The sequence below is a fragment of the Cellulomonas avistercoris genome, from assembly GCF_014836445.1.
GTDB lineage: Bacteria > Actinomycetota > Actinomycetes > Actinomycetales > Cellulomonadaceae > Cellulomonas > Cellulomonas avistercoris.
Genome location: NZ_JACSQV010000002.1, coordinates 11,927 through 32,243, shown reverse-complemented (window position 1 = coordinate 32,243; position 20,317 = coordinate 11,927). Strand labels below are relative to the sequence as shown.

Below are 20,317 nucleotides of genomic sequence, written 5' to 3'. Positions count from 1 at the left end.
CGGCCGAACCTATCCCGCGGGTCGCGTGCGCCGCGTCGCCCGTACCGGTGGCCCGTCGCGCCGGTTCACGTCGTCAGCACCAGGGCCCCGGTGCCTGCTGCGACGGTGAGCGGCGCGACCACGAGGCCCAGGACGACGTAGCGGCCCCACGGCACGTCGACCCCGGCCCGCACGAGCGCGCGGTGCCAGAGCAGCGTCGCGAGCGACGCCCACGGCGTGATCAATGGGCCGGCGTTCACGCCCACGAGGAGCGCGACGAGGAGGCGGGGGTCGTGCGCCGCGGCCGGTTCGAGCACCAGGTACGCGGGCAGGTTGTTCAGGGTGTTGGCCGCGATCAGGCCCGTCGCGGCGACCCCCACGGGGCCGCGTCCGGCGAGGTCCTGCTCGAGCACGGCACGCAGCCCGGCCTCCTGCACGGCCTCGGCCGCGAGGAAGAGGCCGGACGCGAGCACGAGGAGCGGCCAGGGCACCAGGGCGGGGGTCAGCGTGCCGGGCCGCCGCCGGGCGGTGACGACCAGCAGGGCGAGCGCGGCGAGGACCGCGGGCACCCACACGGGTGCCCCGCTGACGAGGGCGACCAGCAGCGCGCCGACGACCCAGGCGCTCCGGCGCAGCAGCACGGGGTCCTCGACGGGCTCGGGCGCGCCGACCTCGTAGGTGCCGCGCAGCCGCCGGCGGTGCACGAGCGCGACGACCGCCACGGGCACGGCGACGCACGCCAGCGCGGGCGCCCACGTGAGCGCGACGAACTCGCGGACCCCGCCGACGTGGTGGGCGGCGAGCAGGTTGGTGAGGTTCGAGACCGGCAGCAGCATCGACCCGGTGTTCGCGACCCACACGGTGACCAGGGCGAACGGCCGGGGGTCGAGCCGGGCGTGCACCACGACGGCGAGCACCACGGGCGTGAGCAGCACGGCCGTCGTGTCGAGCGACAGGAACACCGTGCACAGCACCGCGAGCACGACGACCCCGCCCCACAGCAGCGCGGTGCGTCCGTGCGCCCGCCGGGCGACGGCCGCACCCACCGCGCGGAAGAGCCCGGCCCCGGCTGCCAGCTCGGTGACCACCGTCATCGCGACGACGAACGTGAGCACGGGCCAGACGCGAGCCGCCAGCGCGAGGGCCGCGGGCACGGGCAGGACGCCCGCGAGCAGCGCCAGCAGACCGGCGGCCAGCAGGACGGACCCGACGGCGAGGGTGCGCGTCACCCGGCCCGTCGGCGGCGCAGGGCCTCCCGGAGGGGAGGCACGGGCGTCCCGGCGTCGCGGAGGTCGGCGCGCGCACGGCGTCGGCTGCGCAGCAGGCCGACGACGCCCACGAGCCACGGCGCCAGCAGGACCGCGAACGCGATCCGGTACGCGTCCAGCGAGTAGGTCGTGGCTCCCGGCGGCGAGACGAGCTGGAGGACGACGCCGACGGCGAGGACGCCGAGGATCGTCGACGTGAAGCCGCCGGTGTTGACGAACCCGGTGGCGGTGCCGAGGCGCTCGAGCGGGGAGAACGTGCGCGCGAGGTCGATGCCGATGAGCGACACGGGCCCGCCGGCGCCGATCACGACGCAGAACACGACGAGCTGCGCGAACGGGCGGGGCGTGTCCGGGACGAGCAGCCAGACCCACGCCACGAGCGTCGCGCCCGCCGACGCCAGCACGACCGACGAGCGTCGCAGCGGGTGGCGCGACGTCCACCTGCCGACGAGCGGGCCGCTGAGCATGGCGGACAGCGTCATCACGGACAGCAGCGCGCTCACCTCGCCGAGGGTGCGCTGCTGGGCCGTGAGGAGGAACGGCGTGCCCCAGAGCATCGCCACGACGTTGAACGAGAACGGGGACAGGAAGTGCGCCCAGAACCCCAGGCGCGTCCCGGCGGGCAGGGCGGCCGCGCGCACGGCCTGCCCGAACCGTTCGCGTGCCGCGCGCTCCGCGGGCGGTGCGGGTCGGGGGCCCAGCCCGACGGCCGCGGCGACGGTCACGGCGGCCCCGACGACCGCGAGGGCGCCGAAGGTCGCGCCCCAGCCGCGTGCGGCCAGGAGCCACAGCACGACGGTGGCCGACACGATCTGTCCGGACTGGCCCACGAGCCCGGTGACCTGCACCATGACCGGGACCTGCCGGGCGGGGAAGTGCTGCGCGATGAGCCGGCACGCGCTGATGAAGATGGCGGCGTCGCCGCCGCCGATGAGCGCACGGGCGACGAGCGCCGTCGGGACGTCGTCGGCGAGCGCGAGCAGGCCCTGGCCGAGCGCCATGACGCCGGCACCCGTCGTGATGAGCGCCCGGACCCCGAACCTGTCGAGCAGCTGCCCCGCGGGGATCTGGAGGGCTGCGTAGACGGTGAGCTGGAGCACCGAGAACATCGCCAGACCGGTCGCGCCGAGGGCGAACCGGTCGATCGCCGCGTCCCCGGCGACCCCGAGCGCCGTGCGGTGCACGACGGCGACGAGGTACGTGAGGGCCGCGACGGCCCATACCGCCATCGCGCTGCGGTGCCCTCGCATCCGCCCCTCCGTCCGTCGTCCCGCACCAGCGTAGGCGGCGTGTCGGGATGCTCCCGGATGGTCCGGGGCTCGGTCGCGGGCGGTCCGCGGTCCGGCGGAAGTTCTGTGAACTTTCACCTTCCCGGGGTGGCCTGGACAGTTGACCAACACTCGGAGATGGCGCATAGTTGAACCCGACGGTGCGTATCGCCTGCCCCCTGCGCGGTGCGCACCGTCTCAGCTTCCGAAGCGACGGGATGGGCCCCAGCGGCCCGTCCCGTCGCTCGTTCCCGGGACCGGACGAGGCCCCCGCGGACCCGTCCGCGGACCGCGGCGCGGCCCTGCGCCACTCGTCCGGACGCAACCCGCGCGAGCACGGCGTGGCCGCCCGGCGATCGGCCTGCCGCGCGGTTACCGTGCCAAGATGACCGCTCCTGTGCGCACCCCCACCACGGGGACCCCCCCGGCCGGCTCGACGCCGCCCGCCGAGGGTGACGTCGCCACGGCCGGGCGGACCGATGCGGCGGACGGCCCCCCGGTGACGCTCGTCGAGCCCCCGCCGCCAGCCGAGGTCCTCGAGGGCGCCGTCGCGACGTGGCGTGCCGCGCTCGTCGAGGCCGCGGGCGCCTCGACGCTCGCCGACGTCGACCAGCTCGGCGACGCCGCGCTCGACCTGTCGGCCGCGCACCCGTCGGGGATGGCCCAGCTCTTCGCCGGTCGCCCCACGCGCCTGTCGAACCTCGTGCGCGAGCCCGGGGCGCTGTCGAGCGCCCGTCGCCGGGCGCGTGCCGTCAGCGCGCGCGCCGCCGGGTACACCCAGCGCTACGGCATCGCGTCCACGTCCCTGGCCATCGGGGTCGCGACCTGGACCGACCGGTCGAGCGCGGACCTGGCGTCCGACGACGTCGGCGCGCTCGCCCACGTCACGCGCCACCCCCGCACGGCCGCCGGCCGCACGTCGGCCCTCGACGGGCAGGACGCCGCGGTGCGGACCGTGCGCGCGCCCGTCCTCCTGCGACCCGTGGGCCTGCGTGCCCGGGGGACCGGCGAGGGGGACTACGAGCTCGAGCTCGAGCCGTCCATCGAGGTCAACCCCGTGCTGGCGCGCGCGCTGCGCGGGCACGGCGCGCTGCTCGACCCCGCAGCGGTCGCACGCGGCACGTTCACCGGCGCGGGCTTCGACCCCCGGGGTGCGCTGCAGCGGCTCGCGTCCCTGGGCGAGGCCGTGCTCGAGGACTTCTCGCTGGTCGAGCGCGTCGTGGTCGGCACGTTCGTCCACCCCGGTCAGGTCATCGTCGACGACCTCGACCAGCTTGCCGGCACGCTCGAGCATCACGACCTCGTCCGGGCGCTCGCCGGGCTGGACGACGCCCGCGCGGCCCTGCAGGTGCCGCTGCCCACGCCGGTCGCCGGCGACCGTGACCCCGCGCTCGAGCGGGGCGTCGGTGACCTCGACCCCGCGCAGCAGCACGTCCTCGACGTCGTCGCCACGCGCGCCGACGTGTTCGTCGACGCGCCCACGGGGTCCGACGTCACCGGGACGCTGGCCGCGATCGTCGCCGACGCCGCGGCCGAGGGCCGCACCGTGCTCTACGTGCCCGGCCACCGCCGCGCCGCGGTGTCCCTCGTCGAGCGCCTGCAGCGCCTCGGGCTGGGGGAGGTCGTGCTCGACGTCGAGCCGCACGCCGGGTGGCGCGCCACCGCCGCGCGCCGCCTCCTCGGTGCGATGACCCTCGAGCCGCCCGTCGTCGACACCGACGCCGTGCAGGCCGTGCGGGTGCCGCTCGTCGAGCACCGCGAGCGCCTGCGGGGCTACGTCGACGCGCTGCACGAGCGCCGCGAGCCGTGGGGCGCGTCGGCGTACGACGCGCTGCAGGAGCTCGCGCGGCTCACCGCGACCCGCCCCACGCCGGCCACCACGGTCCGCCTGCGCCCCGACGTCGCGCACGCGCTCGACCCCGAGCGGCGCACGCGGCTCGCGCAGGACCTGGTCCACGCCGGTGAGCTCGGCGCGTTCTCGCTGCGGCCGCAGGACACGCCCTGGTACGGGGCCGACCTGCGCACCGCCGCCGACGCGCAGGTGGTGCGCCGCCGCCTCGACCGGCTCCTCGACGTCAGCCTGCCGCTGCTCGTCGAGCGCGTCGCGCAGGTCGCGGGCGAGACGGGCCTGACGCACGCGACGACCCTCGACCAGTGGGCCGAGCAGCTGCGCATGCTCGACGGCGTCCGCGCGTCCCTCGACGTCTTCCAGCCGATGGTCTTCGAGCGCACCGCCGCCGACCTGGTCGCCGCGACCGCGACCAAGCAGTGGCGCGAGGAGCGCGGGATCGCGATGGGGTACTGGGTGCGCCGGCGCCTGCGCAAGCAGGCGAAGGACATGCTGCGGCCCGGGCGTCCCGTCGCCGACCTGCACGGTGCGCTCATCGAGGTGCAGGAGCGCCGCGAGGTGTGGCAGGCGCACTGCCCCGCCGGCGGCTGGCCGCGGCTGCCCGACAGCCTCGAGGTCATCGAGGACGAGCACGCGGCGGTCCGGCAGGACGTCGAGGGCGTCGCCCAGGTCCTCGCGACGACGCCGCTGGGTGGGCGCCTGACGACCACGCCGTTCGACGAGCTGCGCGAGCGGCTCACGCGGCTGCGTTCCGGTGCGGCCGCGCTCGACACGCTGCCCGAGCGCACCCAGCTGCTGCACGGTCTGCGCGCCGCCGGTCTGGGCGAGCTCGTCGACGACCTCGCGGCGCGACGCACCGACCCCCGGCAGGCGCCCGCCGAGCTGGACCTGGCCTGGTGGAGCACCGTCTTCGAGCACGTCCTGGCCGCCGACCCCGCGCTCGTGGGGTACGACGGCTCGGCGCTCGGGGAGCTGTCCGCGCGGTACGCGGCGCTCGACCGCCGGCACGTCGTCAGCCGGACGGCACCCGTGCTCGCGGCGGCGATCGGCCGCATCGCGGCCGCCGTACGCGCGCACCGGGACCAGGCCGAAGGGCTGTTCGCCGAGCTCGTCGAGGAGCGCATGACCTCGCTGCGCGACACCGTCGCGCGCTACCCCGACCTCGCGCGCCGGCTGCGCCCCGTGCTCGTCGCCGGTCCCATGCTCGTCTCGCAGGTGCTGCCCGCGACCCGCACGGTCGATCTCGTGGTCATCGACGCGGCCGCGCACCTGCCCATCGAGGCCGCCGTGCCCGCGATCGCGCGCGGCCGTCAGGTCGTCGTCGTCGGGGACGCGCGCTGCGCGTCGGGCAGCGCGGTCCGCGAGCTCGCCGCGGTCCTGCCGTCGGTCGCGCTGCACGCCGACGCCTCGCGGCGCGACCCGTACCTCACGCGCTTCCTCGCCGAGCACGGCTACGAGGGCGTGCTGGTCCCGACGCCCCTGCCGGACTCGCGGCCCCTGGTCACCCTCGAGACGGTCGACGGCACGGGCATGCCGGACCCCGCCTCGAGCATGGTCGACTCGACGTCCGCCGAGGTCGAGCGGGTCCTCGAGCTCGTCGTCGAGCACGTGCTGCAGCACCCGGGCGAGTCGCTCGCGGTCGTCACGCTCACGCCGCGGCACGCGGACGCGGTGCGCGAGACCGTCATGGCGGAGGTGCGCGACAACCCGGCGCTGGCCGTGTTCTTCGACGCCGGCCGCGCCGACCCGTTCGTCGTGGTCGACGTCACCAACGTCGGTGGCCTGCGGCGCGACGCCGTCATCCTGTCCGTCGGCCTGGGCCGCACGCCGCACCGCCGGGTGCTGCACACGTTCGGTCCCGTCAGCCGCCCCGGCGGCGACGCGCTGCTGCTCGACGCGCTCGGCTCGACGCGGCACCGGCTGACCGTCGTCACGTGCTTCGGCGGGGACGACCTCGACCCCGACCGGCTGCGCGGCCCCGGCCCGAGGCTGCTGGCCGACGTCCTGCGCTTCGCCGCCGAGCGCGGCGCCCAGGGTGCCGGGCACGGCGCGAAGGAGCGGCCCACGGGTGGTGCCGACCCCGACCGCCTCGTCCTCGACCTGGCCGAGCGGCTCTGGCGGCACGGCCTGCTCGTCGACGTCGACCACGGCGTCCCCGGCGGCGCGCGCATCCCGCTCGTCGTGGGTCACCCCGACCTGCCGGACGAGATGCTCGTGGCGGTCCTCACCGACGACGACACCTACGTCGGCGAGCCGAGCGTGCGCGTGCGCGACCGCCTCGTCGGCGACCGGCTCGCGCGCCTCGGCTGGTCCGTCGTGCGGGTGTGGTCCGCGGCCGCGTTCCTCGACCCGCAGGCGGAGGTCGACCGCATCCGGCGCGCCGTGCACGCGGCGCTCGTGGAGCGGCTGCCAGATGCGGCGGAGCCGCTGCCGGTCGCGGTGCCCACTGCGCCGGAGGCGCTCGACGACCAGCAGAGCCGCCCCGTGCGCCCCTACGTGACGCACCCGACGACCGGGTCGCTGCCCGTCGTCCGGCCCGCGACGGGCGCGACGCCCGTGGTGCCGGCGACCGGCGCGACGCCCGTGGTGCCGGCGACCGGTGCGACGCCCGTGGTGCCGGCGACCGGTGCGACGCCCGTGGTGCGGCCGGCGACGGGTGCGACGCCGATCGTGCGGACGCCCACCGGTGTCATGCCGGTGGTGGGGTCGGGGGCCGTGCCCGCGACCGCGACGCCCGCCCCGCAGGCCCCGGTGACGGGTGTCGTGGCGCAGACCGAGGCGTTCATGGACACGCCGCCGGCGGGGGAGCAGCTCGCGCTCGCCGTGCCGACGCTGCCGCGTCCCGACGTGCGGGCGGGCCTGCCGATCAACGCGTACAGCGACGACCAGCTCGACGACCTCGTGCGCTGGCTGCGGTCGGACGGCGCCCAGCGCACGCGCGACCAGCTCGCCGACGCGCTCCGCGCCGAGCTCGGCGTGACACGGCGCAGCCACCGCGTCGACTCGGCCGTGCGTGCGGCCGTCACCCGCGCCTTCAGCTAGTCCGCCGCCGGTGCGCGACCGACCGGCGACAGGGGAGGGCGGGCGGTCGCGCACCGTCCCCCGGCGCGGTGCCGGTGCGTGCGGTGCGAGGATCGGGACATGAGCAGCGCACCTCGCCGTCCGCGCCGGGCCGTGCGACCTTCCGGGACCGTCGGCACCGACGAGTCGGTGCTGCACGCCCACCTGCCGGCGTTCCCGTCCGCCACGGGACCGGCCCGCGAGGGTGCGGCTGCGGCGCACCGGGCGCCGGCGGACGCACCCGACGCCGACGCCCCGGACGCCGACGTCCCGGACGCCGTGGCGTCCGGAGCCGTCACCGACGCGACCGGCGGTCCGGGGGCGACGGGGACCGGTGTCACCGTCGACGACCTGTGGCGCGCGACGCGGTCCGCCGACGACTCCGACCACGGCTGGGGTCGTGAGGAGTCGTCGTCGAACGACGAACGGCTGCGGCGCGAGAAGCCCCCGCACTGGTAGCCGTGGTCCGCCGGATCGGCGTGGTCCGGACGTTCGCGTCCCGACGGTCAGGCGCGGAGCCTCAGGTTTTGACGGTCTGCGGGACGGTCAGGCGCGGACCGTCAGATGCGGACGGTCAAGCGCCCGGCGGGATGCTGGGCGGACCGCCTGCAGGCCCGGCGGGTGACGGCGGCGGGGGCGGCGGCGTGCCCGGGTCGCCGGGTGCGCCGGTCGTGTCGTTCGCGATCGCCGGGCTGAGCCGCTGCGCGAGCAGGTCGCGGATCTCCTGCAGCAGCAGGAGGTCCTCGGCCGGTGCGGCCGGCTCGTCCTCCTGGCCCTTCTTGCGCCGTGCCGCGAGCGCGTTGAGCGGCAGGACGATGAGGAAGTAGATCGCCGCGGCCGTGATGAGGAACTGGATGATCGCGTTGAGGATGACCCCGACCATGATCGGCTGGGCCGTGTCCGCGATGTCGCCGTTCCACGTGTAGGGCCCGATGTTCCACAGGTTGTCGAGGTTGGGCTTGCCGAAGATCCACCCGACGACCGGGCTGATGAGCCCGTTCTGCAGGGCGTCGACGACCTGCGTGAACGCCGCACCGACGACCACACCGACGGCCAGCTCGACCGCGTTTCCGCGGGAGATGAAGTCCTTGAAACCCTGGAACACCTTCGCAACGCCCTTGACCTGGGGATTCTCGCCGACGGATCGCAACCGGTGACCCGCCCCGCGCAGTCCGTCACGCCTGTTCTCGGACATTCGACCCCTCCTGGACCTGCGGCGGTTTTCCGGCATTCCTCTCCGATCATGGCACGACGACCGCGACGAGGCGGGACGCGACCGACGCCTGCGCGATGCGCACCGCCTCCTCGGGGGTCACCGCGACGAGCACCGGTGGTCCGTCGTCCGCCGGCGCAGCGCCCAGCAGGCCGCCCGACGGGGTGCCGGCGCCGGGCGCGGGGCGGACCAGCGCCCGGCGGGCCACCGTCTCACCGGGGCCGCCCTCGAGGCGTGCCGCCACCAGGTCGAGGTGCAGGCCCGGCTCCAGCAGCTCCGCCACGGCGGGGTCGTCGAGCCGGACGGCGACCACCACGGTGCCGGTGGGGCCGGCGAGCCCGGTGCCGGCCAGCAGCGTGGGGGCGAGCGGGAGGCGAGCGGGCAGGTCGACGGCGGCGACGCTCCCGTGCGCGTCGTCGGGCGACCGGAACGCGCCGTCCGGCGCGGCGTCCGCGGGCACGTCGGCGACGACGAGGTCACCCGCCGCCAGGACGGCACCCGCACCCACGTCGTGCGCGAGCACGACCACGGGGAGCGTGGCGGCGGCCGGCGGGCGCAGCGCCTCGACCGTCGCAGCCGTGGCCACGCCCAGGCACACCGCCGCGAGCAGGAACCGGAACCGCCAGAGCGCCGACCGTGCCCGCGCGCGGGCGGCGCCGCGCACGTGCGGCAGCGGTGGGGGCAGCGGACGCTCGTCGGTCGCGCGCCGGGGCGGTGCGCTCGCGGGTGTCAGGAGGGCCATGGCGCGACGCTAGGTGCGCACGGCCCGCGGCGGGCCTGCCTCCTCCCTGCCGGGGGAGGAGGGTGCCGGGTGCGGGGCCTGTGGTCGGCTCGCGCCGGTCCGGGGCGTGCCCGACGGGCCCCGCCGCGGGTGGGGTCAGGCGGAGGCGGCGGAGCTGGACGTCGTCGCGGGGGCCGGCGAGCTCGTCGAGCCCGTGGAGGACGGTGCCGGAGTGCTGCTCGACGTGGACGTCGACGCGTCGGAGGACGACGACGAGGACGACGACGTGTCCGTCGAGGTGCCCGACGTGCCCGACCCGCTCGACCTGCCGGACGTGGTGCTGCCCGTGCGAGCGTCGTTGCGGTAGAAGCCGGAGCCCTTGAAGACGACCCCGACGCTCGAGAACACCTTGCGCAGGCGCCCCTCGCACGCGGGGCAGACGGTCAACGCGTCGTCGGTGAACGACTGCTGCACCTCGAAGGCGTGGTCGCAGGCCGTGCAGCGGTAGGCATAGGTGGGCAAGGTGACTCCCGATCGTCGTCGCCGGGCGTCCCCGGCCGTGCTCGAAGGTTTCCCCGAGGGTGCCGCTGCACCGGCGGCGGCGGGTGTCCACCCGTCCCGGCCGGTGGCGTCCTGGACGCCGCTCGGCCTGCCGTCGGGTCACCGAGCTCGTCCGTCCGGTCGCGCCCGCGTCGCGGGCGCTGCTGGCACTCTCAGGATCCGAGTGCCAACTCTAGCGCCACCGTCAAGCGTCCTCGCGGGTAGCCTTTCGACCGTGCCCCGTCGCCATCGCCTGCGAGCCGCGCTCGTCGTCCTCGCCGTCGTCGTCGTCCTCGCGCTGGTGGTCACGTCCCTCGTCAGCGCGCTCGTCGTCCGCCGCCCCCTGCCCGACGTCCAGGGCACCCAGGCGCTCGCCGGGCTCGAGGCCGAGGTGGAGGTCACGCGCGACGCCCGCGGGGTCCCGACGATCGTCGCCGAGACGCCGTACGACCTGTTCCTCGCGCAGGGCTACGTGTCCGCGCAGGAGCGGTTCTTCCAGATGGACTACCGCCGCCACGTCAGCGCGGGCCGGCTCGCGGAGCTCGTCGGGGACGACGAGAGCGCGATCGAGGCGGACCGCGTGATCCGCACGCTCGGCTGGCGCCGCGTCGCCGAGCAGGAGTGGGACCTGCTGTCGCAGGACACCCGTGACCACCTGCAGGCCTACGCCGACGGCGTCAACGCCTACCTCGAGGACCGGGACCCGGGCTCCATCGGGATGGAGTACACCGTGCTGGGCCTGCGCGTCCCGCAGCGGGCGCCCGAGGCGTGGGACCCGATCGACTCGCTCGCGTGGCTCAAGGCCATGGCCTGGGACCTGCGCGCCAACTACGACCGTGAGCTCTCGCGCGCCCAGACCTATCGGTTCGTGCAGGACGTCGCGCGCGTCGAGGAGCTCTTCCCGCCGTACCCGCAGGACCGCAACCTGCCGATCGTCACCTCCGCCGACGTCGCCGCCGGGACGTCCCCCGCGGCCTCGACGACGCAGCTGGACCTGACCGACGCGGGTCTGCAGGGCGCGCTGGAGTCGGCCGAGCGCGCGCTCGCGGCCGTCCCGCACCTCGTCGGCGACGGCGACGGCGTCGGGTCGAACTCGTGGGCCGTCGCCGGGGAGCACACCGTGTCCGGCAAGCCGCTCCTCGCCAACGACCCCCACATGGGGATCTCGGCGCCGGGGGTCTGGTCCCAGGTCGGGCTGCGCTGCGCCGAGGTGACGGACGCGTGCCCGTTCGACGCCACGGGGTTCTCGCTCGCGGGGCTGCCCGGTGTCGTCATCGGCCACAACGGGTCGCTCGCGTGGGGCCTGACGAACATGGGTGCCGACGTCACCGACTTCTTCCTCGAGCGCGTCGAGGACGGCGAGGTCATCGTCGACGGGCAGCGGGTGCCGCTCGACGTGCGGACCGAGACGATCGAGGTCGCGGGCGGTGACGACGTCGACATCGACGTGCGCAGCACGCGGCACGGACCCCTCGTCTCGGACGTCCTCGACCTGCCCGACGTGGAGCGCGCGCCCGTCCCGGACGACGCCCCGGGCCTGCGGTTCGAGGTCGCGCTGTCGTGGACGGCGCTGACGCCGGGCCGCACGGGCGACGCGATCTTCGCGCTCATGACCGCGCAGGACGCCACGGACGTCGCGGCGGCCGCGGTCCTGCTGGAGGTGCCCGCGCAGAACATCGTGTTCGCCACGACCGACGGGCACATCGGGTACCAGGCGCCCGGCAGGGTCCCGCTGCGCGGTGCCGTCGCCGGCCCCGTCCCGTCGGACGGCACATGGCCGCGTCCCGGGTGGGACTCGCGCTACGACTGGCAGGGCTGGGTCGACCCGGCGGACATGCCGCGCGTCCTGGACCCCGTCGAGGGCTTCGTCGTCGCGGCGAACCAGGCGGTGACCCCGCTCGGCGTCGGGCCGTTCCTCGCGGAGGACACCGACTACGGGTACCGCAGCCAGCGCGTCCGCGACCTGCTCGCGGCACGCATCGCGACGGGCGAGCCCCTGGACGTCGCGAGCACGGCCGAGCTGCAGACGGACGCGCACAGCCCTTACGCGCAGGTGCTCGTCCCGGCCCTCCTGCAGGTCCGCGTCGAGGACCCGTTCGACCGTGCCGGCCAGCAGCTGCTGCGCGACTGGGACCAGATGATGGACGTCGACTCGGCGGCCGCCATGTACTTCGCCGCCGTGTGGGCGGACGTGCTCGAGCTGACCTTCGCGGACGACCTGCCCGAGGGGCACGCGCCGACCGGCGACTCGCGGTGGCTCGAGGTCGTCCGCGGGATGCTGGACGACCCGACGTCCCCCTGGTGGGACGACCGGTCGACGCCCGGCGTCGTCGAGGGCCGCGACGACGTCCTCGCCCGGGCGCTGGTGTCCGCGCGGCGCCAGCTCACCGCCCAGATCAGCAGCCGCACCGAGGACTGGGAGTGGGGCCAGCTGCACACCGCGGCGCCCACGCACCCCGTGCTCGGCGGCGACGGCGTGCCGGGGATGCTGCACCGCCTGGTGAACCCGGCGCCGCAGCGCGTCGGCGGCGGCTCGTCGATCGTCTCCGCGACGAGCTGGGACGCGGCCACGGGCTCGTACGGCGTGACGTCGGCGCCGTCGATGCGCATGGTCGTCGACCTCGGTGACCTCGACTCCTCGACCTGGGTCAACCTCACCGGCACCTCCGGGCACCCGGCGAGCGCGCACTACGCCGACCAGCTCGAGGCGTGGGCGCAGGGCCGGCAGTTCCCGTGGCCGTACTCCGCGGCCGCCGTGCGTGCCGACGCGGTGGACAGCCAGATGCTGGTGCCGCCGGGGGACTGATCCCGGGCGGTCCTGCGGGTCAGGCCTGCGGGGCGTCGGGCGTCTCGACGTGGCGCCACCCGTCGGGGGTCGCGAGCGCGGTCACAGGGACGTCGTGCGCCTCGCGCGGGACCTCCGCGAGGATCTCGTCCTCGTGGACGAGGGCGATGACCGGCGCGCCGGGGCGGACGTGCGCGAGCACGCGGTCGTACCAGCCGCCGCCCTGGCCCAGCCGCCCGCCGCGCGCGTCGACGGCGAGCGCCGGGACGAGCACGACGTCGGCCTCCCCGAGGGCCGCCGAACCCAGGGGGGCGCCGCTCGGCTCGGGGGGACGGCCCGGGGCGCGCTCGCGCATGTCGTCGGCACCGGCGTACTCGGCCCAGTCGCGCTGCAGGCCCGTGCCGAGCACCGGGACCAGCAGCCGGACGCCGCGTGCGGCGAGCGCCGCGATGAGCGGCCCCGTGCCCGGCTCGCCAGGACGCGAGGCGTACACGCTCACGCAGCCGGCCGCGGCCACCTCGGGGATCGTGAGCACCACCTCGGCCAGCCGGTCCGCCGCCTCGGCGCGGCGCCGCATCGACCGGTGCGCGCGGCGCGCCCGGACCTGACGCCGTAGCCGGTCCTTCTCCTCCGCCGTGTCCCGGGGCCGCGACCGGTGGGCCGCCGCGTCCTCGTGGGCGTGCCAAGGGGGCTGGGCGACGGCGCTCATGGCACCAGTGTCGCAAAGACGGGCGCCGGCCGGGGGGACGGAGCCCGGGGCGTCGTGACGGCGGCCGGGTCGGGGGCGCGGCGCGCGCGGGTGCGCGGCGTCGCAGCGGGCACAATGCGGCCATGAGATCGGTCCAGGAGCACCTCGCCGCCGTGCTCGCCGCCGCGGGTCCGGTCCCGCCGCTCGACGTCGTCCTGCACGACGCCGCGGGCTGCATCCTGGCCGCGGACGTCGTCGCGCCGGTCGACGTGCCGGCGGTGGCGGTCGCGTCGCGCGACGGGTACGCGGTCGCGGCGCACGACACGACCGCGGGGGGCGCCCACGGCCCGAGCCTGCCGGTGGCGCACGACCTGCACGCCGGCAGCCCCGCGGGTCTGCGCCACGTGCCCGGGACGGCCGTGCGCGTCGCGTCGGGCGCGCCGCTGCCGCTGGGCGCCGACGCGGTCGTGCCCGTCGAGGAGACCGACCGGGGCCAGGCGCGCGTCGCGTTCCAGCGGGCGGCGACCCCCGGGCAGCACGTGCGGCGCGCGGGCGACGACGTGCGCGCGGGCGGCATCGTGCTGACGGCCGGCACCCGGCTCGGCGCCCGGCAGATCGCCCTCGCCGCGGCCATGGGCCGAGGCCGCCTGACCGTCCACCCGACCCCGCGCGTCGTGCTGCTGTCCGTGGGCGACGAGCTGGTCGAGCCGACCACGTCGGCCCGTCCCGGCACGGTCTTCGAGGTCGACGGGCACGCGCTCGAGGCCGCCGTGCACGACGCGGGTGCCACCCCGGTGCGCGTCGGGGTGGTCCCCGACGACCACGCGGCGCTGCGCGAGGCGCTCGAGGACCAGCTCGTGCGCGCGGACCTCGTCGTGCTCACCGGCGGGCTGTCGGAGCTCACGCACGACACCGTCAAGGACGTCCTGGCGCCCCTGGGCACCGTGCGGCTGGACCAGGTCGCCATGACCCCCGGCCTGCGGCAGGGGTTCGGGATCGTCGGCGCCCTGGGGCTCGACCTGGTGGACGAGGGCGGGCGCACCGTCCCGCTGTTCGCGCTGCAGGGGCACCCGGTCGCCGCGCAGGTGTCCTTCGAGGTCTTCGTGCGTCCGGCGCTGCGTGCCATGGCCGGGTACACCGAGCTGTTCCGGCCGTCGGTCGCGGCGGCGGCCACCCACGGCTGGGCGTCCCCCGCGGGCCTGCGGCAGTTCGTCCCCGCGACCGTGCTGGGGTCACCGGAGGAGGGGTACCGCGCGACCCCGCTCGGGGACCCGTCGGCGCCGTCGACCACGGCGCTCGCGCACGCCAACGCCCTGGCGGTGGTCGGCGAGACGGACCTCGCGGTGCGTCCGGGCGACGTCGTGCACTGCCTGGTGCTGGAGGGATGAGGATGGCCGTCGGGTGGCCCGCCCAGCTCGTCGACGGCGACGTACGGCTGCGGCCGCTGCGTCGTCGGGACGCGGACGCGTGGATGACGCTGCGCGGACGCAACCTGGGCTGGCTGGAACCGTGGGACGCGACCAGCCCCGAGCCGGTGCGGGGCCCGCGGCCGACGTTCGGGCAGTTCGTGCGGGCGCTGTCGGCGCAGGCGCGCGAGGGCACGGCGCTGCCGTTCGCGGTCCAGCGCGACCGTGAGCTCGTGGGCCAGCTCACGGTCTCCTCGATCCAGTACGGGTCGCTGCGGTCGGCGGCCATCGGGTACTGGGTGTCGCAGCACGTCGCGGGGCAGGGGATCACGCCCACGGCCGTGGCGCTGGCCACGGACCACTGCTTCGGGGTGCTGGGTCTGCACCGCGTCGAGGTGAACATCCGCCCCGAGAACACGCCGTCGCTGCGCGTCGTCGAGAAGCTGGGGTTCCGCGACGAGGGCCTGCGCGAGCGCTACCTGCACATCCAGGGGCGGTGGTGCGACCACCGGACGTTCGCGCTGACGGTCGAGGACGTGCCCGAGGGGCTGGTCGAGCGCTGGCACCGCCGACGCGGCACCGCCTGAGCCGCAGCGCCCGGACCCTCCCCTCGGGGGATGTCCACGCGACACGCCGCGCCGTTGCGGCGTCGTGGCCGTCGCGCCCCCTACCGTCGTGACGTGAATGGACTCGCAGGCCTCGTGGCGCTCGCGCTCGTGGGTCTGTGGGCGGCGTATCTGGTGCCGCACCACCTGCGGCACCGTCAACGGTTGCTGGAGGCTCGGACCGACGACCGGTTCTCCGCGGGTCTGCGCGTCGTCGCGGTGGCGAGCAGCACGCGCCGCCGGCTGGGACGCCGGGCCGCGGCGGCCGGGATGTGGGGACCGAGCACGACGGCACTGCTGACCCCGGGGACGGGGGTGCCGGCCGCGTACGCCGGCACGCTGACAGGAGGCACCACCGTGGACCGACCGCACGCCACACCCGAGCGCATCTCCGCCGAGGCCGCGCGCCGCCTGGCGCAGGCCCGCGCCGCCCGGGCGGCCTCCGCTGCCCGGCGGGGCGCCGCCGCGCGTCGTCGTGGGCTCCTCGCCGCCGTCCTGGTCGCGGCCTCGGTCGCGGGCTGGGTCGTCACGGGCGTCGTGCCGGCGGCGACGTGGCTGCTGGGCGCCGTGCCGACCGTGCTGCTCGCGACCGTCGTCGTGCTCGGACGCCGCGCGGTGATCGCCGGGCACGTGGCCGACGCCGAGTGGGTCGCGACCATCCACCGCGAGGAGCGTCTCGCGGCGAGCCCGCGGACCGGTGCCACCCCGGTGGTGCGACCGCGCACGGGGGCGACCCCGGCGGTGCGGCCCGACGCGGAGCCCGGTGTGCCGGTCCCGCTCGTCACGGGGCACGCCGTGCGGCCGTCGGACGCGCACACGGAGGTCTTCGAGCGGATCGTCGAGGACCGCGGCGAGTCCACGGGCCCGGCGCGGCACGCGACCGGGCAGGTGCCCGTCGTGCGCGCCCCGGCCGGCCCCACGGCGCAGGACGACGCGCAGGACGCGACCGCGCAGGACGAGCGTGACGCCGAGTGGTCGCCCGTGCGCGTCCCGCGTCCCACCTACGCGATGAAGGCGCCCGCGCCGCGCCGCACGCCGGCGCCGCTCGCGGAGCCGGACGCCGAGGCCTCGACGGTGCGCCGCCCCGCGGACGCGCCGAGCGACGAGGTGGCACCGGCCGCCCGCGAGTCGCAGTCGACGGCGTCCGAGCCGTCGGTCGAGACGACCGGGAGCATCGACCTCAACGCGGTGCTCGCGCGGCGGCGCGCCGCCGGGCAGTAGTGGTCCGACTCGCGCACCGCAACGCCGCCGGCGCGTGGCTCGCGGGTTTCGTGGCGGGGCGTCGGTGATGCTAGTGTGATCCCCGCTTCAAGGGGCTGTGGCGCAGTTGGTAGCGCGTCTCGTTCGCAATGAGAAGGTCAGGGGTTCGAATCCCCTCAGCTCCACCCTGTGATGTCGCAGGACATCGGCAACAGGCCGGACCCCCAGGGGTCCGGCCTGATGCGTTGTCGGGGAGTGCCCGGGCGACGGCGACCGTCACGTGAACACCGGTCGACGACCCGCCCGATGTGACCGGATTCACCAGCCCGGGTGACGTGATCGCTCCTACAGTCGACGCATGAACGGACTCGAGCTCGCCCAGCAGAAGATGCGTGACGGTGGCGTCGCCGCCACCGCCGTCGACGTGTTCACCAGGTTCTACGGGCTCCTCGAGTCCGGCAGCACCGGGCTCGTCCCGGAGGCCGACGTCGACCCGCTGACCGACGTCCCGCACCTCGAGGACCTCGAGGTCGACGACGCCGCCGCGGCCGAGGCCCTCGCGCTCACGGCGGTCATCAAGCTCAACGGCGGGCTCGGCACGTCGATGGGCATGGACCGTGCCAAGTCGCTCCTGCCCGTGCGCGGCGGCCGTACGTTCCTCGACGTCATCGCCGACCAGGTGCTCGCGGCCCGGGCCGCGACGGGTGCCCGGCTGCCGCTGGTCCTCATGAACTCGTTCCGCACGCGCGACGACTCCCTCGCCGCGCTCGCCGCCCACCCGGAGCTGGCCGTCGACGGCGTGCCGCTCGACTTCCTGCAGAACCGCGAGCCCAAGCTCCTGGTCGACGGTCTGACGCCCGTGACGTGGGACGCCGACCCGACGCTCGAGTGGTGCCCGCCGGGCCACGGCGACCTCTACACGGCCCTCTACGCGTCGGGCGTCCTCGACGCGCTGCTCGCCGCGGGCTTCCGGTACGCGTCCGTCTCCAACTCCGACAACCTCGGCGCCACGCCCGACGCGCGCGTCGCCGGCTGGTTCGCGGCCACCCGTGCGCCGTTCGCGGCCGAGGTGGCGCTGCGCACGCCCGCCGACCGCAAGGGCGGCCACCTCGTCGTGCGCCGCGAGGACCGGCGGATCGTGCTGCGCGAGACGGCGCAGACGGCCCCCGAGGACGCCGCCGCGGCCGCGGACATCGAGACGCACCGCTACTTCAACACCAACAACCTCTGGCTGGACCTCGAGGCGGTCGCCGCCGAGCTGGCCCGCACCGGCGGCGTCCTGGACCTGCCGCTGATCCGCAACGAGAAGAACGTCGACCCGACCGACAAGACGTCGCCGAAGGTCGTGCAGATCGAGTCCGCGATGGGCGCCGCGATCGAGGTCTTCGACGGCGCCGCGGTCCTCGGCGTCGGGCGCGAGCGCTTCCTGCCCGTCAAGACGACCAACGACCTGCTGGTGCTGCGCTCCGACGTGTACGAGGAGGACGACGCGCACCGCCTCGTGGCCGTGGCCGAGGCGCCGTTCGTCGACCTCGACCCCGCGCACTACGCGCTGGTCGGCGAGTTCGACGCCCGCGTGCCGCACGTCCCGTCGCTGCGGGGCGCCACCTCGCTCAAGGTCCGGGGCGACTGGACGTTCGGGCAGGGCGTGCGGGTCGCCGGCGACGCCGAGCTCGTCGGTGACGGCGGGACCGTGCCGGACGGCGCGACGCTCGACGCGCAGGTCGCGCACGTCTGACGGACATGCCGAGGGCCGGCCCCCCGCGGCGTGCGCCGCGGTGCCGGCCCTGCGAGCGTGGGGTCAGCGGCGCTTGCCGGCGTAACCCGCGTAGAGCGCCACGAACAGCGCAGCCAGGGCGACCTGGATGACGATCTCGAGCACGTCAGGGCCCTCGGTGGTGTCCCAGCCGGCGAGCGAGGCGATCCACGTACCGATGAGCGCTGCGACGATCCCGATGAGGATCGTCGCGATGATCGAGATCTTCTGGCGACCGCGCACGACCAGCCGGCCCAGTGCGCCGATGATCGCGCCGACGACGATGGCGCTGATGATTCCGCCGAAACCCATGTGCACTCCTCAGAGGTCAGGACCGATGCCCGGTCTGAGAGGAAACTAGGGCAGTCCCGGCATCCTCGCCTGTCGAGCGGGGACACGGCCTGCCCGGGGCAACGGATCCACCCATTTCGACCACCTCGCCGCGCCCCCGGCGGGTAGGTTCGGCTGCGGGGGGCCGTCCGTCGTCGTGAGGAGTCCCGTGTCCGACGTCCCAGGGGTCGTGCCCGCACCGCTCGTCGTCGAGCCGTCGTCGCAGGCGCCGTTCGTCATCACGCGCTCGACCGTCGTCGTGGTCGACGCCGACGAGGACCTGCTGCCGCTGGCCGTGCTGACGGCCGACCTGCTGGGCCGCGTGAGCGGGCGCGCCGTCGAGATCCGGCACGCCGAGCTCGGCACCGCCGGTGTCGTCCGCATGCGGCTCGTCGAGGACCTGCCGCCCGGCACGGAGCCGTACCGGGTGGTCGTGGGGGCCGGCCGGGTGCTGCTCGAGGCACGGACCACCGACGGGCTCGTGCACGCGGTCGTCACGCTGCGCCAGCTGCTGCGCGAGCGGCCCGACGGCGGCGTCGAGGTCGAGGCCGTGCGCATCGAGGACGCCCCGCGCTACCCGTGGCGGGGTCTGTCGCTCGACGTGGCGCGGCACTTCGTCGCCGTGCCGGACCTCAAGGTGGTCATCGGGCTGATGGGCCACTACAAGCTCAACGTGCTCCACCTGCACCTCACGGACGACCAGGCGTGGCGCATCGACCTGCCGTCGCGACCGGAGCTGGTGCGACGCTCGAGCGCGCACTCCGTGGGCGGCGACCCGGGCGGGTACTACTCGGCGGCCGACTGGGACGAGATCCTGGCGTACGCCCGGGCACGCGCGATCCGCGTGGTGCCGGAGATCGACGTCCCCGGGCACGTCAACGCGGCGCTGCACGCGTACGGCGAGCTCACGCCGGACGGGCGACCTGCCGAGGAGTACCTCGGCACCGAGGTCGGGTTCTCGCGGCTGCACGACGACCTGCCGGCGACGCACGCCTTCCTCGTCGACGTCTTCGGCGACCTCGCCGACATGACCCCCGGTGAGTACCTGCACATCGGCGGCGACGAGGTCCTGACGATGGCCGACGACGAGTACGCGCGCCTCGTGCGCTCGGCGTCCGCCGCCGTGACGGCGCACGGCAGGCGCGTGGTCGGCTGGCAGGAGGTCGCGTCGGTGCCCGACCTGCCCGCCGGCACGGTCGTGCAGTACTGGGACACGCGCGTCGACCCCGCGCCCTTCGTCGCCGCGGCCGAGGCGGGCGCACGGATCCTGCTGTCGCCCGCGTCGAAGGTGTACCTCGACATGAGGTACGAGCCGGGCTTCCCGCTCGGGCTGGAGTGGGCCGGGACGATCGACCTGCGCCAGGCCTACGACTGGGAGCCGGACGCACTCGTCGCCGGGCTGCCGCCCGAGGCCGTCATCGGCGTCGAGGCCGCGCTCTGGACGGAGACGCTGCGCACGCTCGACGACCTCACGACCATGCTCCTGCCGCGCCTCGCGGCCGTCGCGGAGGTCGCGTGGAGCGCCCCCGCACGCCGGGACTTCGACGACTTCACGCTGCGGCTGCGCCACCACGGGCGGCACTGGGACCGGATCGGCCTGGCGTGGCACCGCACGCCGGACGGGGGGGGGGGGGGGGGGGGGGGGGGCG

15 protein-coding genes, 1 tRNA gene and 1 pseudogene are annotated in these 20,317 nt (G+C 76.0%); 10 read left to right on the top strand and 7 right to left on the bottom strand.

Translation table 11 applies throughout. From position 1 onward, the window contains the following. Window positions 1-65 precede the first annotated feature (65 nt). Window positions 66-1,208, bottom strand: coding sequence for an SLC13 family permease (locus H9657_RS02485; protein ID WP_191780027.1), 1,143 nt, complete (start codon window positions 1,206-1,208; stop codon window positions 66-68). Further along, on the bottom strand, window positions 1,205-2,497 hold the full coding sequence (locus H9657_RS02480; protein WP_191780024.1) for an MFS transporter: 1,293 nt from the start codon (window positions 2,495-2,497) through the stop codon (window positions 1,205-1,207). Before H9657_RS02480 ends, H9657_RS02485 begins: the two co-directional genes overlap by 4 nt. Before the next feature lie 403 nt (window positions 2,498-2,900). Between H9657_RS02480 and H9657_RS02475 the strand changes: the two genes are divergently transcribed. Continuing rightward, window positions 2,901-7,406 carry a hypothetical protein gene (locus H9657_RS02475; protein WP_191780022.1) on the top strand — a complete coding sequence of 1,502 codons (4,506 nt, stop codon included), beginning with the start codon at window positions 2,901-2,903 and terminating at the stop codon, window positions 7,404-7,406. 99 nt (window positions 7,407-7,505) lie between these two features. After that, window positions 7,506-7,883, top strand: a complete 378-nt coding sequence (locus H9657_RS02470) for a hypothetical protein (protein ID WP_191780020.1) — start codon at window positions 7,506-7,508, stop codon at window positions 7,881-7,883. 115 nt (window positions 7,884-7,998) lie between these two features. Here the strand turns inward: H9657_RS02470 and mscL are convergent, their stop codons facing one another. Both mscL and H9657_RS02460 read right to left on the bottom strand, forming a co-directional pair. Beyond that, window positions 7,999-8,529 (bottom strand): large conductance mechanosensitive channel protein MscL, encoded by a 531-nt coding sequence (gene mscL / locus H9657_RS02465; RefSeq protein WP_318241235.1) that lies wholly within the window; start codon window positions 8,527-8,529, stop codon window positions 7,999-8,001. Window positions 8,530-8,665: 136 nt separating this feature from the next. Continuing rightward, a complete protein-coding gene (locus H9657_RS02460; protein WP_191780016.1) occupies window positions 8,666-9,379 on the bottom strand; it encodes an SAF domain-containing protein in 714 nt (237 codons plus the stop codon). Between the two features lie 106 nt (window positions 9,380-9,485). Here H9657_RS02460 and H9657_RS19495 point away from each other — a divergent pair, with 106 nt between their 5' ends. Next, window positions 9,486-9,725, top strand: a complete 240-nt coding sequence (locus H9657_RS19495) for a hypothetical protein (protein ID WP_318241289.1) — start codon at window positions 9,486-9,488, stop codon at window positions 9,723-9,725. Between the two features lie 14 nt (window positions 9,726-9,739). Here the strand turns inward: H9657_RS19495 and H9657_RS19490 are convergent. After that, window positions 9,740-9,880: pseudogene (locus H9657_RS19490) on the bottom strand (FmdB family zinc ribbon protein); the annotation flags it as partial. Between the two features lie 253 nt (window positions 9,881-10,133). On the opposite strand from H9657_RS19490, the gene H9657_RS02450 reads away from it, so the two are divergent. Further along, on the top strand, window positions 10,134-12,704 hold the full coding sequence (locus H9657_RS02450) for a penicillin acylase family protein (protein ID WP_191780012.1): 2,571 nt from the start codon (window positions 10,134-10,136) through the stop codon (window positions 12,702-12,704). Window positions 12,705-12,723: 19 nt separating this feature from the next. Here H9657_RS02450 and H9657_RS02445 read toward each other — a convergent pair whose 3' ends face one another. Then, on the bottom strand, window positions 12,724-13,392 hold the full coding sequence (locus H9657_RS02445) for a 5-formyltetrahydrofolate cyclo-ligase (protein ID WP_191780010.1): 669 nt from the start codon (window positions 13,390-13,392) through the stop codon (window positions 12,724-12,726). Between the two features lie 122 nt (window positions 13,393-13,514). On the opposite strand from H9657_RS02445, the gene H9657_RS02440 reads away from it, so the two are divergent. From H9657_RS02440 to H9657_RS02420, 5 genes are all read left to right on the top strand, one after another. Then, window positions 13,515-14,759, top strand: coding sequence for a molybdopterin molybdotransferase MoeA (locus H9657_RS02440; RefSeq protein WP_191780008.1), 1,245 nt, complete (start codon window positions 13,515-13,517; stop codon window positions 14,757-14,759). Between the two features lie 2 nt (window positions 14,760-14,761). Beyond that, window positions 14,762-15,364 (top strand): GNAT family N-acetyltransferase, encoded by a 603-nt coding sequence (locus tag H9657_RS02435; RefSeq protein WP_191780006.1) that lies wholly within the window; start codon window positions 14,762-14,764, stop codon window positions 15,362-15,364. A 93-nt stretch (window positions 15,365-15,457) separates the two neighbouring features. After that, the gene (locus tag H9657_RS02430; protein WP_191780004.1) at window positions 15,458-16,603 is read left to right on the top strand and encodes a hypothetical protein; all 1,146 of its coding nucleotides are present in this window, start codon (window positions 15,458-15,460) and stop codon (window positions 16,601-16,603) included. Between the two features lie 91 nt (window positions 16,604-16,694). After that, window positions 16,695-16,767, top strand: a tRNA-Ala gene (locus H9657_RS02425). Window positions 16,768-16,940: 173 nt separating this feature from the next. Continuing rightward, complete coding sequence (locus H9657_RS02420) at window positions 16,941-18,320, top strand: UTP--glucose-1-phosphate uridylyltransferase (protein ID WP_191780002.1); 1,380 nt, start codon at window positions 16,941-16,943, stop codon at window positions 18,318-18,320. A gap of 63 nt (window positions 18,321-18,383) precedes the next feature. On the opposite strand, the gene H9657_RS02415 is transcribed toward H9657_RS02420, so the two are convergent. Further along, entirely contained in the window at window positions 18,384-18,650 is a 267-nt protein-coding gene (locus tag H9657_RS02415; protein WP_191780001.1) for a GlsB/YeaQ/YmgE family stress response membrane protein, read from the bottom strand. A gap of 187 nt (window positions 18,651-18,837) precedes the next feature. Between H9657_RS02415 and H9657_RS02410 the strand changes: the two genes are divergently transcribed. Continuing rightward, on the top strand, window positions 18,838-20,317 hold a 1,480-nt coding region (locus tag H9657_RS02410), incomplete at its 3' end, for a family 20 glycosylhydrolase (RefSeq protein ID WP_191780710.1).

Coding starts and splice junctions, on each gene's coding strand:
- H9657_RS02460 (WP_191780016.1), bottom strand. CDS start 9,379: ATGGCCCTCCTGACACCCGCGAGCGCACCGCCCCGGCGCGCGACCGAC.
- H9657_RS02420 (WP_191780002.1), top strand. CDS start 16,941: ATGAACGGACTCGAGCTCGCCCAGCAGAAGATGCGTGACGGTGGCGTC.
- H9657_RS02415 (WP_191780001.1), bottom strand. CDS start 18,650: ATGGGTTTCGGCGGAATCATCAGCGCCATCGTCGTCGGCGCGATCATC.
- H9657_RS02470 (WP_191780020.1), top strand. CDS start 7,506: ATGAGCAGCGCACCTCGCCGTCCGCGCCGGGCCGTGCGACCTTCCGGG.
- H9657_RS02480 (WP_191780024.1), bottom strand. CDS start 2,497: ATGCGAGGGCACCGCAGCGCGATGGCGGTATGGGCCGTCGCGGCCCTC.
- H9657_RS02475 (WP_191780022.1), top strand. CDS start 2,901: ATGACCGCTCCTGTGCGCACCCCCACCACGGGGACCCCCCCGGCCGGC.
- H9657_RS02445 (WP_191780010.1), bottom strand. CDS start 13,392: ATGAGCGCCGTCGCCCAGCCCCCTTGGCACGCCCACGAGGACGCGGCG.
- H9657_RS02440 (WP_191780008.1), top strand. CDS start 13,515: ATGAGATCGGTCCAGGAGCACCTCGCCGCCGTGCTCGCCGCCGCGGGT.
- H9657_RS02435 (WP_191780006.1), top strand. CDS start 14,762: ATGGCCGTCGGGTGGCCCGCCCAGCTCGTCGACGGCGACGTACGGCTG.